This is a genomic window from Flavobacterium flabelliforme (genome assembly GCF_017948675.1).
Taxonomy (GTDB): Bacteria; Bacteroidota; Bacteroidia; order Flavobacteriales; family Flavobacteriaceae; genus Flavobacterium; species Flavobacterium pygoscelis.
This window is the reverse complement of the sequence record NZ_JAGFBU010000008.1, coordinates 70,890-85,527: the sequence shown is the minus strand read 5'-3', so window position 1 is coordinate 85,527 and position 14,638 is coordinate 70,890. Positions and strand designations below refer to the sequence as shown.

Sequence of the window (14,638 nt, the reverse complement as noted above, 5' to 3'; positions counted from 1 at the left end):
AGTTTGAATTAAAGTATAGTAGGTATTAAAACGGCAAACTTAATCTATTTCTTCGTAATCAACATAATCTCCAACTTTTTTGGTCTCGCGTGGATTTTTACTAGAGTTGCTATTGTATAAGATTTCCTCCTTAGTTTGAGTTTTTTGCCAAGTATCTTGTTGTTGCTGTTGCATATTTTGTCCTGCTTTTTCTACCACTTTTTTAACTAATAAAGGCAAAAACAACTTTGCCAAAAAGCGGAAAATATAGTAGAAAGCGATCATATAAAAAATTGCTTTTATAAAACCAGTAAAAGAAGCTGTTTGCATAAATATATATTTTTTTTCAAAATTAATAAATCAAACGTTCAAAAGTAAGATATCATTCTTAAATAAATAATAAAATATAGTACATTTGAAAAGCATTGTTACTTTCTAATCTAAAAAACAATATGTCTAGAATTAAAATCACACTTTTGACTGCCTTTTTAATGTTTCCAATCCTACATTACGGGCAACATACGGATCAAATAAACTCTAATAGACCAGGTGAAACTATGTCTGCTTTTGCTGTTGGAAAATCAGTCATTCAAATAGAAACTGGAATTTACGGTATAAAACAAAATCATAGTCTTTTAAATTATGACGCCAATGGTTTCGGTTTAGACGCAACTTTAAGATGGGGTTTGTTCTTGGAAAATCTTGAATTGATTGCCGACATTCAATATCAAAATGAGAAATATACTTCTCTGTTTAAAAACACCAAGGTAGCCGATTTTAAACAAACTGTTCTGGGAGCCAAATATTTGATTTACGATCCTTTTAAGAATTATGAAAAAAAGGTTAATCTATACAGCTGGAAAGCAAATCACGGTTTCAACTGGCGCCAATTTGTGCCTGCATTCTCTATTTTTGCTGGTGCAAATGTAATCATGAAAGACAATCCTTACTCGTTTTCTCCCCAATCTAGTGTATCTCCAAAAATTATGTTAATTACTCAAAATCATTTTGGCGATGGTAAATGGGTTTTTGTAACCAATATTATTGGCGATTATATTACAACTGATTTTCCGAGTTATGGTTATGTGCTAACCCTTACTAGAGGATTTAATGACAACTGGTCTGGATTTATAGAAAATCAAGGTTTTAAGAGTGATTTTTATAGTGACGCAATCGTAAGAGGTGGCGCTGCTTATTTACTCAATAAAAACATGCAAATTGACGCATCAATTAGCTCGAGTCTAAAAAACACACCTTCTATACTTTATGGAGGCATTGGTCTTTCTTGGCGTTATGATGCAAAATACAAAGAAGTAAGAATGAAAATTGATACAGGAAATGCAGCCAATCCTGACATCAAAGGAGATAAAAAAGCAAAAAAAACACAAAAAAAAATAAAAAAAGGATAATCGAATTTTAAAAAATAGCATGATTACAATTGAAGAAGCAAAAACGAAGAAGGAATTAAAAGAATTCATAAAATTTCCCTTTACATTATATAAGAACAATAAAAATTTTGTTCCACCATTGATATTAGATGAGCTCGAGAGTTTTGATAAAATAACAAATCCCGCTTTTGAAACGGCAGAAGCCTATTTTTACGTTGCTAAAAAAAATAATGAAATAGTAGGAAGAATTACCGCCATCATTAACTGGAGTGAAGTAAATGATCAACAAAAAAAGAAGGTTCGTTTTGGTTGGTTTGATGTAATTGACGATATAGAAGTTACAAAAGCACTTTTAGAGAAGGTCTATGAACTAGGTCGAAAACACAAGTTGGATTACGTAGAAGGCCCAATGGGTTTTTCCAACCTTGACAAAGTAGGCGTATTAACAGAAGGATTTGATGAAGTAGGAACAATGATTACATGGTATAACAGTCCTTACTATGCTACACATTTTGAACAGTTGGGTTACGTTAAAGAAAAAGAATATATTGAAAGCAAGTTTCCTTTTGAAAACGTAAAACCTGAGTTTTTTGAAAAAGCGAATGATTTAGTAAAAAGAAGGTATCAGTTAAGACCTCTTAATTTTAAAACTACCAAAGAAGTAATGCCACTTGTGGACCAAATGTTCGATCTATTTAATAAATCTTACGCTTCTTTATCTACTTTTGTAGCTATTTCTGACACACAAAAAGAATATTTCAAGAAAAAATACATTAGCTTCATCAATCCTGAATTTATAAAATTTGTAATTGATAAAGACGATAACATTGTAGCATTCAGCATCGTTATGCCCTCTTTTACAGAAGCATTGCAAAAAGCAAATGGAAAGTTATTTCCATTTGGCTTTTTACATTTGTTAAGAGCGAAAAAACAAAGTAAAGATGTGCTTTTTTATCTTATAGGAGTACTTCCAGAATATCAAAATAAAGCAGTTACGGCTGTTATATTTAAAGAATACTACGAGACTTTTAAAGAAAAGGGAATCATTAATTGCTTTAGAACGCCTGAGTTAGCGGATAACGCTGCTAGTATTAATTTATGGAAACACTTTAACACAGTGGTACACAAAAGAAGATGTACCTACAAAAAAAGTTTAAACTAGATGATATAAAAAATCCCATTCACAAATAGTCAATGGGATTTTTTAATTATAAACTTTAAATTAAAAAAAAGACTACTTACACGCTGTTTTTGCCAATACTAATTTTCCATCAAACATTAATTTTTTCTTATCTTTAAATTTAACTTTTCCTTTATTATCATCAACGGTTTCACCAAAACCTTCAATATAATTATTACCTTCCTTTAAAAAAACAACTTCACGCACAGATAAAACACCTTCTGAGGTAAAAGTATAGTCTGCAAAAAGTGTATCTCCTTTTAACTGTCCAACAATCGAACCTTCATTTTTATCTTTTTCATAAAAATTATAAATTAAATTACCAGAAATCAGTTGATTGCCTTCAAAATTCAAATGCATTAAAACACTATCTTTTTTAATAACACCCAAGTAACATTCGGGAGTATTTACTTTTTTAATAGTATTTTTTTCTAGTTGGAGTTGATGGTCTTTACTTTCCTTTTTACACGAAATAAAGAAACTCATCAGTAGGGCGCTAAAGATTATTTTTTTCATATTTTTTATTTAGAGTTTAATAAAGATAGATAATTCAATATGGATTTTAACAAAAAAAATCCATTCTTTGAAGAATGGATTTTTTTTAAAATCTACAGCTTTAAAAATTTATTTTATAAAATTAATCTGCTTGGTATTTTACTAATAAAATTTAAGCGTCTAAATCTACTTTGGTTTTAGAAGCAATTTCTTTGTAAGTTCCGTTTTCTAATTTTTCACGAATGGCTTCAAAAGCAGTTAAAGTTTGATCAATATCTGCTAATGTATGCGGTGCAGTAGGAATTACTCTTAGTAAAATCATTCCTTTTGGAATTACAGGATAAATTACAATAGACAAGAAAATACCGTAGTTTTCTCTTAAATCATTTACCATAACCATCGCTTCGGGTACACTTCCTTCTAAATAAACAGGTGTTACACAAGTATTTGTATCTCCAATATTAAATCCTTTACTTCTTAATCCGCTTTGTAATGCATTAACATTTTCCCATAATTTATCTTTCAATCCTGGGTTATCACGCAACAATTGTAAACGTTTTAATGATCCAATAGTTTGAATCATTGGCAATGATTTTGCAAACATTTGAGAGCGCATGTTGTATTTTAAATAATCGATAATATCTTTATCAGCAGCTACAAACGCACCAATATTTGCCATCGATTTAGCAAAAGTAGAAAAATAAACATCGATATCATCCTGAACTCCTTGCTCCTCACCTGCTCCAGCACCAGTTTTACCTAAAGTACCAAAACCATGTGCATCATCAACTAGTAAACGGAAATTATATTTTTGCTTCATAGCAACAACTTCTTTCAATTTTCCTTGCTGACCACGCATTCCAAAAACACCTTCTGTGATGAATAAAATTCCTCCACCAGTTTCTTCAGCTAATTTTGTTGCGCGTTGCAGGTTTTTCTCCATACTTTCCACATCGTTGTGGCGGTACGTAAAACGTTTTCCCATGTGCAAACGAACTCCATCTATAATACAAGCATGAGCATCAACATCATAAACGATCACATCGTTTTTAGTAACTAAAGCATCAATTATTGACACCATTCCTTGGTATCCAAAATTCAATAAATAAGCGGATTCTTTCATTACGAAATCTGCCAATTCATTTTCTAACTGCTCGTGGTATTTAGTTTGTCCGCTCATCATACGAGCTCCCATTGGGTAAGCTGCACCATATTTAGCCGCTGCTTCAGTATCAACCTGACGCACTTCTGGGTGATTAGCAAGTCCTAAATAATCATTCAAACTCCAGTTCAAAATATCCTTTCCACCAAACTGCATTCTTGGACCTAGTTCTCCTTCTAATTTAGGAAAAACAAAATAACCTTCTGCTTGAGAAGCCCATTTTCCTAAAGGTCCTTTATTGTTTTGAATCCTTTCGAATAAATCTTTTACCATAATATATTAAGTAATAATTTTAATTTTAAGAAGTTGCAAAATTAATTATTTAAATCGTATAAAGGACTTGAAAATAAATTTATTTTTCGATGCTAAATTTAATCCTAAGCAACAGTAATATTCATGTAAACTATATCTTATAATCAAAATAAAAAATACTGCAAACGCTTTGATAATGGCATAAAATTAAATGGAATTTCTTTCTTTAATTTTAAAAAAAAATCCTGCAGTTTGTAAATTTAGAAGAAACAGAACATAAAAATGCACTTTAAATTTAAATTTTATCAAATTAATTTTTCTAAAAGAGCGCTAATCAGCAAAGTTTTATAAATTGTTAAATATCAAAAATCTTACTATTAAATTAAAAAAGAAAGTCAATTCAATCGAAAAATGTTTTAATAATTTGGTTAATAGAATTACTACTTAAAAAATAAAAATACCAATTAAAATATTTATTTTTACCCTAAATCTGAGAGTAAACCAACACGAATATAAATGTCACAAGATACAAAAGAATTAAAATTAGCTGTTTTGATTGATGCCGATAACGTTCCTTACAGCAATGTAAAAGGAATGATGGAAGAAATAGCTAAATTTGGAACACCAACTACTAAGCGTATTTATGCGGATTGGACTAAACCTAATGCAGGAGGGTGGAAAAGTGTTTTATTAGAACACGCTATTACTCCAATACAACAATATAGCTATACTGTAGGTAAAAATTCTTCTGATTCGGCAATGATTATTGATGCCATGGATTTATTATACTCTGATAAAGTAGATGGTTTTTGTATCGTATCAAGTGATTCTGACTTTACCAGATTAGCCATTCGTTTGAGAGAATCAGGAATGAAAGTAATTGGTATAGGAGAGCAAAAAACTCCGAATTCTTTTATTGTTGCTTGCGATCGATTTATTTACATCGAAGTTTTAGATGGAGCTATTAAGAAAAAAGCTAAAAAACCTACTGCAGATACTAAAAAACCAATTGGTAAACCAGTTGAAAAACCAGTCGAAAAATCATTAAATAAAGTAGACGTACACACTATAGAACTTATAGAAACTACAATCGAGGATATTTGTGATGATGATGGTTGGGCGTTTCTAGGAGATGTTGGAAACCTAATCGTAAAAAGAAAACCAGAATTTGACCCTAGAAATTATGGCTTTGCAAAATTAACTCCTATGTTGAAATCATTAACCGAAATCCTAGAAATAGATGAAAGAGATTCTGATAAAAAAGGAATTAAACATGTTTATGTTCGCCTGCGTTTCAGTTAATCTATTTTTTAAAACAGCATTATAAAAAGCTTCTTTCTAAACAGTAAGAGCTTTTTTTTTATAAAAGAATTAAATATTTATAAATAAAGTCTTTAAAATAAAAAAAGATTTAATTTTCTTAGTATTTTAGAGGATTAAACAAAAAATGAAATGAGAAATAAATTTTTTATTATAGGAATATCTATTTTAGTGCTAACTACATTTGTCTATATTTTATATGATGTTGGATTCGTTTTTATGGTTATTCTAACCTTAATATTGCTGGTAGGATACGCCAATACAATACAACAAAAACATGCTATTCTTAGAAATTTTCCGGTATTAGGTTATTTTAGATATTTATTTGAAATGATAGCTCCAGAAATTCAGCAGTATTTTATAGAACGTACTACTGATGGAAAACCTTTCTCTAGAAACCAACGTACAATTGTATATCAAAGAGCAAAAAACATTGACGCAACCACTCCTTTTGGAACACAATTAGACATTAACCAATCAAATTATGAAGGCATAAAACATTCTATATTTCCAACTGTTGTAAATGAAGAATTGCCTCGTGTTTTAGTTGGAGGTCCCGACTGTAAACAACCTTATTCTGCCTCTTTGTTGAATATTTCAGCAATGAGCTTTGGTTCATTGAGTGAAAATGCAATTGTTGCACTAAACAAAGGAGCTCGTAAAGGAAATTTTTATCACAATACAGGAGAAGGCGGATTAACTCAATTTCATCAGCAAGGTGGCGATGTTACATGGCAAATTGGTACAGGATATTTTGGATGCCGTAACGCAAACGGAGGTTTTGATAAAGATAAATTTACCGAAAAAGCTAATTTGCCTGAAGTAAAAATGATAGAAATAAAACTTTCTCAAGGTGCAAAACCTGGTCATGGAGGAGTTTTACCTGCATCAAAAAACACAGAGGAAATAGCAAAAATAAGAGGGGTAGAACCGCATACAACGATTCTTTCTCCACCAGGACATTCCGCATTTTCAGATACGAAAGGATTAATAGAATTTGTTGCTCAACTTCGCTTATTATCCAATGGAAAACCCATAGGTTTTAAATTATGCATTGGTAAAACGTCTGAATTTGAAGCCATTTGTCAAGAAATGATTACCCAAAACTGTTATCCTGATTTCATTACTGTTGATGGTGCCGAAGGAGGTACAGGTGCTGCTCCGCTTGAGTTTAGTGATGGCGTTGGAATGCCATTTGAACCGGCATTAATATTCGTTAATAAAACTTTAGTCTTTTTTGACATCAGAGATAAAATTAGGGTGATCTGTAGCGGAAAAATAATTTCAGGTTATTCCATACTTAGAGCTGTAGCTTTAGGAGCAGATATTTGCAATAGCGCCCGTGGTTTTATGTTTTCATTGGGATGTATACAGGCCTTGCGATGTAACACTAACACTTGTCCTACCGGAGTAGCAACACAAGATAGAATGCTTATGAAAGGATTGGTAGTAGCCGATAAATACGAGCGTGTTTACCATTTTCATAAAAACACCTTGCATGCAGCCAACGAACTTCTAGCGGCCGCTGGAAAAAATAGTTTTGCAGAAGTAGATATTAATATTTTTATGCGCGGTGATGAGTTTTCACACCTTTCTGACTTATATTTTCCTGACAATTTAAAAAGTGTAACTCGGTATTAAATTATTTAAATAGTTAATATAACTTATAAAAATATAATTTTAAAAATAGCTTGACTCACTAATTAGGAGTTCTTCTATTTAATTTAAACAAAATCTTGAAATGAATCATAAAACAGAAATAAACAACAGAAAAGAATCTTTAAAAAAATTATTGCACATCATAATAGAACAGGAAGATGCTATTATCAAAGCTTTGTATGATGATTTTAAAAAGCCCGCTTTTGAAGCGGTCTTAACCGAAACAAATTATGTAATTAGTGATTTAAAAGAGACTATTAAGAATATTGATTCATGGGCAAAACCCAAAAGAGTTTGGGGTTCTTTGCTGAACTTCCCTTCATCGGATTATATCTATAGTGAACCTTATGGAAATGTATTGATACTTTCTCCATGGAATTATCCTTTTCAATTGGCTCTATGTCCATTGGTGGCTGCAGTAGCTGCGGGAAACAAAGTGACACTAAAACCTTCTGAACTTACACCCAATACATCGGCAATTATATCTAAAATTATACGAGAAACATTTCCGGTACAAGAGGTAGTTGTAATAACTGGAGACGCAACGATTGCAGCAGAATTATTAAAAAAGCGTTGGGATTATATATTTTTTACGGGAAGTGTTGGTGTTGGCAAAATTGTTGCAAAAGCTGCTGCTGAAAACTTAACGCCAGTTACCTTAGAATTAGGAGGAAAAAGCCCTTGTATTATTGATGAAACTGCCAATTTAGAACTGAGCGCTAGAAGAATTGTTTGGGGAAAAATCATCAATGCAGGACAAACTTGTGTGGCTCCAGATTATATTTTAGTACATAAAAAAGTAAAGCAACCTTTTACAAAATTTTTAATTGAGGAGATTGAGAAAGCACTGGGCAAAAATCCAGAAGAATCTGCAGATTTTGCTAGAATAATTAATTTAAAGAACTGGCAGCGTCAATTAAATCTGATTGAAAATCAAAATATTATTTATGGAGGTCAATCAAATAAAGAGTCTCTTTACTTGGCTCCTACCCTTCTTGATCAACCGTCAATGGATAGTTTAGTAATGAAAGAAGAAATTTTTGGACCTGTGCTTCCTATTCTTTCCTACGAAACTAAAGAGGATATTGATAAAATTATAACTCAATTTGACAAACCGTTGTCTTTATATTTATTTTCTCAAAATAAATCTTTTACCGACGAAATTTTAAAAAAATACTCTTTTGGCGGTGGCTGTATCAATGACACAGTTATTCACTTGGTAAATCATAGACTCCCTTTTGGAGGTGTAGGAAATTCAGGTATGGGTGCATATCACGGAAAACTAAGTTTTGATATTTTTTCACATAAAAAAAGTGTTGTAAAACGAGGGACTTGGCTTGATGTGCCTTTGCGTTATGCTCCTTATAATGATAAGTTAAAAACCATTCGAAAAGTATTAAAATGGATTTAGACAAATTGATAAAAGCTATTTAAAGGACAAAATTAACTATTTCTGGCTAAATCAAATGTTTAATATTAAGACTTGGGTTTAAACAGTTTTATGTTGCTCAGTAATGCTAAATCAAAATTATATAACCAAAAAAAAGAATTGAAAAACACCCTCTTTTTTACTTTAAGCATACTGTCATTATTAATCATAATTGTAACATCTACAATTATGATTAATAGTAACGGCATGAACGATAGGCTGCAAGGTTGGGTAAATTTACTTTGGTTAACATTACCTATTTTGATACTAATAATTGACAGAATTTTTATAAAAAAATATGAAACAAAAAGAGTAAATAAGTTCCAATTCTTGGTGTTATTGTTCTTGATGCTAGTTTTTCTTATTAATTACGTCAGACTACAATTACAATCTTAAGTAGCAATATAAAACATAAATAAAATTGACGTTTTAAATTTGATTAAATTTTTAAAAATTAAAAATAGCTCATAAACTTCCTTGATTAAATAGCGATTATTTAAAAAAAACTTGGAATTAAACAGTAAAAATTCTCGATCTAAAGGTTCAAAAAACAAGAACTTTAAGTTTGGATGAATAAAAGGAATTTGATTTGTACTTTCATCTCTCTGGATTCTTTTTTAAATAAAATAGAGTGGTATAAATTAAAATACTATTTATAATAGGAGGAGAAATCTTAGTTTATGTGGAATGTTTTGATTCAATGAGAATTAAAAAAATATTACATTTGCCGATTACAACAAAAATGAATGTAATTTTAATTCCATAGAGAATTAAAATTATTTAAAATTAACGGAAGAAATTTCAGTATTATTATTAAAAAAACTAAAAACCAATAACAGAACCTTTATGAAAACCAACGTACAAAATCGCTTAGAACAAATTAGAAAGAATGGATACGAATTAGATTTTAGTAAAGTCTTTGAGCATACATTTGAGAATTATAAAAAAATTGCGTTGTATGGAGGTTTGATAATTTTTGTGGGTGTTATTTTATTTAGCATCATTACTTTTGCTACTCTTATAGGATTTTTTGGTGCTCCAGCAATTACAGAATATCTAAAACCTGAAAATTTAAATCTTGAAAATCTTAGCTTAAACACGCTACTCATTATATCAGGAATTAGCGTTTTAATTTCGGCTTTATTGAGTCCGCTTATTGCAGGTTTAATAAAAATGGCTTATTGTGCAGAGAATGATGAGGAATTTCATGTTTCAACGATGTTTGGATTCTATAAAGCTCCCTATTTTTCAGAATTGTTTATCGCTACATTTTTATTTTCATTAGTAAGCAATGCTATTGGAATAGTTACTATGTACTTCAAAATACCTTTTTTGAGTTCGATAATTTCAATACTTATTGCATTATTAACCATCATGATGATACCGCTTATTATTTTCGGAAAATTAAAAGCCATAGAAGCCATAAATGCTAGTTTTGTAATCGTATCCAAACAACCTTGGGTTTTACTTGGACTTCTGGTAGTGTGTTCTATTGGTGTACTGGTAGGATTTATAGGTTGCTGTGTTGGTATTTTCTTTACTTATCCAGTATTATCTTCTTTGTATTATGCAATTTACAGTGAAATAATAGGGTTTGAAACCGAAACTGAATTGCAAGAAAAAAGCTAAAAACAAATTTTAAAAAAGAATAAAGGTTGAAATACACCTTAACCTTTGTTCTTTTTTAAAATAATTTCTTAAATTGAAGGCTAAACTTATTTCAAAATTTAATTTTCACAACTCAGTAAATAAAATTTATGGTAATTAACTTTAGTCCTTTATACAGTACTACCAAAGAATTAATTTTATTTTTAATAGTAAACTCTGTTGTTATTACTACCTTATTCATGGTTTTAATTCCAATTTTAATTGTTTTTTTAATTTATAGAATAATTAAAATTAAAACAGGATTAAAAAGTAGTTTAATAGAAAAAAGTACCAAAACTATTACTGAGAAAAAAGAATATCAAGTTTATATCTTATTTTTGGGAGTTATTCTTCCAATTCTAGAAATTACTCTAGAATTTTTAAAAATCAGACCTCAAAGTTTATTAATTATTAATTGCAGTTTGGGAATCATACTACTCCTAATCTATTATGCTAGCACTAAATCTAACTACATATTTAGAAATATTAAAAATATATTTACAGTACTATTTTTAATTTATTTTGTTTCAATTGGCCGAAATATTATCAATTCTACATCTGATATAGTTCCAATTACCGCTTTTATTGCTACGTTCTACTTTTCTTATACCGTTTTAAAATCTGTAAAATTATATAGGGGTTTTGTAATTGCCGTTTTTATTTATTTTTGGATTCTGTTCGTTTTTGAATTAGTCCCATTAAAAACTGTTTTAGTTTTATTTATTGATTGTTTTGTAATTTTAATCATCAATTATGTTCAATATATATTGTGGTTAAACACCACTGTTAAATCAAATTTTAATGATTTAATCATAAACAAAGGCAATTCACTGATACTCGCAACCAATAAAAAAGGAGAAGTTGTATTTTGTAGTGAAAATGTAAAAACAATTTTGGGTTACGACGTGAATGATATGCTAGGATTAGGATATTGGGAAAAAGCAGAAAATACTAATTTTTACGACAAAAATTATAATATAAAATTTACAGAAGACAGAGTATTTATTAGAACAGTAAAATGTAGCAATGGCGATTATAAATACTTTCAATGGGATGAAAAAAAATTTTCTAATGATTTATTGATCGGTATTGGCCAAGATGTAACGAGTGAAATTCATATAAAAAATCAGTATAAAGATTTAATTGAGAATGCGATTGACATCATTTTTGAAGTAGATAAGAATGGCTATTTTACTTTTGTAAATGAATTTACGATCAAATCCTTAGGATACCAAAATGATGAAATCATAAACAAAAATTACACCTCTTTTATAAGACCTGATTATATTGTCGTTATCACCAACTTTTATCTTAAACCATTAGAAAGTGATCATTATTTTCCTATAATTGAGTTTCCAATATTAAAGAAAGATGGAACTGAACTGTGGATCTCTCAAAAAGTTATTATTCGAAAAAATGAATTTGGAAAAATAATTGCCTATTCTGGTATTTCTCGTGATGTTACCAAATTTAAAGACATTGATCGTGAAAATAGAATTCGCCAACAAAAGACCGAAGAATATAATGAAACAATAAAAAAACTAACAACCACAAATTTCAGTAATTATAAAAACCTAGACGTTAGTGTTATGGAAATTATTGAATCTGCTGCTAAAGTTACTCAGTGTAACCAAGTTAGTTATTGGAAACATACTAAAGAAACATTAACATGCGAAAATCAGTATAATTTAGAGACCGATAGCTATACAAAAGGATATGTTATAACAAAGGAAAATTATCCTATTTATTTTGAAGCAATTCAAAACAACACGCATATCAGTGCGTATGATGTTTCAGAAAAATTAGAGTTTTCTGAATTTAAAGAAAGCTATTTTGAACAATTTAACATTAAATCACAACTTGATATTCCAATTTTTATAAATGGAGAATTATCTGGAGTCATTTGCTTTGAAACCTCAGAAAATTATAAAAACTGGGACAATGATGATATTATTTTTGCTAGAACCATATCCGATTTAATCTCGTTAACCGTTATTTCTCAAAGTCGTTACGATGCCGAAAAGAAACTGGAATATAAAAGTGAACTTTTATCGGCAATGACACTCTGTACCGAGAAATTCTTGAATAGCAATGATATAAGTGCAATTTTTTCAGATGTTCTCATCATCATGGGAAAAGCAACCAAGTCACACAGAGCCTATTATTATGAAGATGATAATAACCAAAAGACAATAAGTCAAAAATACAGATGGATTATTCACAATAAAAAATTAACGGAAAATAATATTAATCTTCAACATATTCCTCACGCTTTTTTTGAGGAATTGCTTACTCCACTTTTAAATAATAAACCCTTTGAATCTAGGATTTCAGAAATTAAAAACGTTTCGTTAAGAAGTAAACTTGAAAGTTTAGATGTGGTGTCTGTAATATTATTTCCAATTATCATTAAAAATAAATTTCATGGCTTTTTAGGATTTGATAATACACAAGAAGAAAAACATTGGAACGAAGATGAAGTGAACATCTTGCAAACATTGGCTCGAAATATTGCCTCCTCTATTGAACGCATCACTAATGAAACAGCAATATATGAAAGTGAAGAGAAATTTAGACTTTTAGCGAATAATATACCTGGAACTGTTTATCTATCTAATTACGATGAAAACAATACCAAGATTTACATAAACGATAAAATTGAAAAATTGACCGGTTATCCTAAATCAAGTTTTATTGATAATGAATTATCATTCATTGATTTAATTCATCCTGAAGATAAATTAAACACAATAGCGGCTCAAAAAAGAGCGATTGACAGTAAAAGTCCTATTCACTTAACTTATCGAATTGTACATAAAGACAAACACATCATTTGGGTAGAGGAATTTGGGGATACTATTTATAAAGATGGTAAAATTGCTTTCTTAGAAGGTATATTTATCGACATTACGGAGCGAAAAAAAGCAGAAACAGTTGTTCAAGAAAAAGAATTAGCAGAAGCAGCCAATAAATCGAAATCAGAATTTCTAGCCAATATGAGCCATGAAATAAGAACTCCGTTAAACGGAATTATTGGTTTTACCGATTTGTTGATGAAAACGAATCTTGGAAAAATTCAAGAAAAATACATGACTACCATCAACCAATCTGCACATTCTTTACTGGATATTATCAATGACATTCTTGATTTTTCTAAAATTGAAGCTGGTAAATTAGAGTTATACATTGAGAAAAATGATATTCATGAACTATTAACCCAAGTAATAGATCTTATTTTATATGAATCAAGCCAGAAAAAACTGAATTTAGAACTTATAATTGCTCCTAACATTCCTAAATATTTTTGGTTAGATAGTGTGCGCTTAAAACAAATTTTAATTAATCTTTTAGCAAATGCTGTAAAATTTACCGAAAAAGGATCTATAAAATTAGAGGTAACTCTACTTAAAAAAATAGATGAGAATAAAGACAGAATTCGATTTTCGGTAATTGATACTGGGATAGGAATATTGGAAGAAAATAAAAAGAAAATATTTAAGGCCTTCTCACAAGAAGATAGCTCGACTACACGAAAGTTTGGAGGAACAGGTTTGGGATTAACAATTTCTAACCAACTTTTAGGTTTAATGAGTAGCCAGTTAGAACTAGATAGTTCAGTAGGTACCGGAAGTATTTTCTATTTTGATTTAGAGATACAAACCAATAATGACTTGTCGGAAAGTATCATTGCAACTGAATCTGATAAAAATACTATAGAAAATGAAATTAGTATTGTACGAAGTATAACTAAAAATATTACCGTATTAATTGTCGAGGATAATAAAGTAAACATGTTGCTTTTAAAAACGATTATTAAAAATTTACCTTTAAAAACCACTGTATTTGAAGCCATAAATGGAAAAGATGCTGTAGAGCAAATTGAAAACATTAATCCTGATATTGTCTTTATGGATATTCAAATGCCAGTGATGAACGGTTATGAAGCAACAAAAATAATTCGTCAATCTAAAACTAAAGCAAATGTTCCTATTATTGCAATAACTGCAGGCACAGAGAGAGAAGAAAAAGATAAATGTATTGAAGCGGGAATGAATGATTACATTCCGAAACCAATTATTAAGGGTATTATTGAAGAAACCATCCAAAAATGGGTTCTGTAACCAAAA

The 14,638-nt window shown here is 29.8% G+C and carries 10 protein-coding genes; 7 read left to right on the top strand and 3 right to left on the bottom strand.

All coding sequences use genetic code 11. The features are described 5' to 3' along the window. Positions 1-39: 39 nt before the first annotated feature. Positions 40-309 (bottom strand): DUF4834 family protein, encoded by a 270-nt coding sequence (locus tag J3S90_RS15025; RefSeq protein WP_188051606.1) that lies wholly within the window; start codon positions 307-309, stop codon positions 40-42. A gap of 122 nt (positions 310-431) precedes the next feature. On the opposite strand from J3S90_RS15025, the gene J3S90_RS15020 reads away from it, so the two are divergent. Both J3S90_RS15020 and J3S90_RS15015 read left to right on the top strand, forming a co-directional pair. Continuing rightward, positions 432-1,388, top strand: coding sequence for a transporter (locus J3S90_RS15020; protein ID WP_236023982.1), 957 nt, complete (start codon positions 432-434; stop codon positions 1,386-1,388). 19 nt (positions 1,389-1,407) lie between these two features. Then, complete coding sequence (locus tag J3S90_RS15015; RefSeq protein ID WP_210646864.1) at positions 1,408-2,529, top strand: GTP cyclohydrolase; 1,122 nt, start codon at positions 1,408-1,410, stop codon at positions 2,527-2,529. A gap of 72 nt (positions 2,530-2,601) precedes the next feature. Here J3S90_RS15015 and J3S90_RS15010 read toward each other — a convergent pair whose 3' ends face one another. Further along, positions 2,602-3,063, bottom strand: coding sequence for a hypothetical protein (locus J3S90_RS15010; RefSeq protein ID WP_210646863.1), 462 nt, complete (start codon positions 3,061-3,063; stop codon positions 2,602-2,604). Positions 3,064-3,214: 151 nt separating this feature from the next. Further along, positions 3,215-4,477, bottom strand: coding sequence for an aminotransferase class I/II-fold pyridoxal phosphate-dependent enzyme (locus tag J3S90_RS15005; RefSeq protein ID WP_188051603.1), 1,263 nt, complete (start codon positions 4,475-4,477; stop codon positions 3,215-3,217). Positions 4,478-4,972: 495 nt separating this feature from the next. Here J3S90_RS15005 and J3S90_RS15000 point away from each other — a divergent pair, with 495 nt between their 5' ends. The 5 genes from J3S90_RS15000 (at position 4,973) to J3S90_RS14980 (ending at position 14,632) form a co-directional block, all read left to right on the top strand. Next, positions 4,973-5,758: an NYN domain-containing protein gene (locus tag J3S90_RS15000; protein WP_188051602.1), complete on the top strand. Its 786-nt coding sequence runs from the start codon at positions 4,973-4,975 to the stop codon at positions 5,756-5,758. Between the two features lie 150 nt (positions 5,759-5,908). After that, the gene (locus J3S90_RS14995; RefSeq protein ID WP_210646862.1) at positions 5,909-7,417 is read left to right on the top strand and encodes an FMN-binding glutamate synthase family protein; all 1,509 of its coding nucleotides are present in this window, start codon (positions 5,909-5,911) and stop codon (positions 7,415-7,417) included. Positions 7,418-7,517: 100 nt separating this feature from the next. Continuing rightward, positions 7,518-8,846, top strand: coding sequence for an aldehyde dehydrogenase (locus tag J3S90_RS14990; protein WP_210646861.1), 1,329 nt, complete (start codon positions 7,518-7,520; stop codon positions 8,844-8,846). Between the two features lie 864 nt (positions 8,847-9,710). Then, positions 9,711-10,493, top strand: a complete 783-nt coding sequence (locus tag J3S90_RS14985; protein ID WP_210646860.1) for a DUF2189 domain-containing protein — start codon at positions 9,711-9,713, stop codon at positions 10,491-10,493. A gap of 128 nt (positions 10,494-10,621) precedes the next feature. Continuing rightward, complete coding sequence (locus tag J3S90_RS14980; RefSeq protein ID WP_210646859.1) at positions 10,622-14,632, top strand: PAS domain S-box protein; 4,011 nt, start codon at positions 10,622-10,624, stop codon at positions 14,630-14,632. Positions 14,633-14,638 lie beyond the last annotated feature (6 nt).

Bases quoted from the DNA above. Each gene is read 5' to 3' on its own strand.
- J3S90_RS15025 (WP_188051606.1), bottom strand. From the start codon at position 309: ATGCAAACAGCTTCTTTTACTGGTTTTATAAAAGCAATTTTTTATATG.
- J3S90_RS15020 (WP_236023982.1), top strand. From the start codon at position 432: ATGTCTAGAATTAAAATCACACTTTTGACTGCCTTTTTAATGTTTCCA.
- J3S90_RS15015 (WP_210646864.1), top strand. From the start codon at position 1,408: ATGATTACAATTGAAGAAGCAAAAACGAAGAAGGAATTAAAAGAATTC.
- J3S90_RS15010 (WP_210646863.1), bottom strand. From the start codon at position 3,063: ATGAAAAAAATAATCTTTAGCGCCCTACTGATGAGTTTCTTTATTTCG.
- J3S90_RS15005 (WP_188051603.1), bottom strand. From the start codon at position 4,477: ATGGTAAAAGATTTATTCGAAAGGATTCAAAACAATAAAGGACCTTTA.
- J3S90_RS15000 (WP_188051602.1), top strand. From the start codon at position 4,973: ATGTCACAAGATACAAAAGAATTAAAATTAGCTGTTTTGATTGATGCC.
- J3S90_RS14995 (WP_210646862.1), top strand. From the start codon at position 5,909: ATGAGAAATAAATTTTTTATTATAGGAATATCTATTTTAGTGCTAACT.
- J3S90_RS14990 (WP_210646861.1), top strand. From the start codon at position 7,518: ATGAATCATAAAACAGAAATAAACAACAGAAAAGAATCTTTAAAAAAA.
- J3S90_RS14985 (WP_210646860.1), top strand. From the start codon at position 9,711: ATGAAAACCAACGTACAAAATCGCTTAGAACAAATTAGAAAGAATGGA.
- J3S90_RS14980 (WP_210646859.1), top strand. From the start codon at position 10,622: ATGGTAATTAACTTTAGTCCTTTATACAGTACTACCAAAGAATTAATT.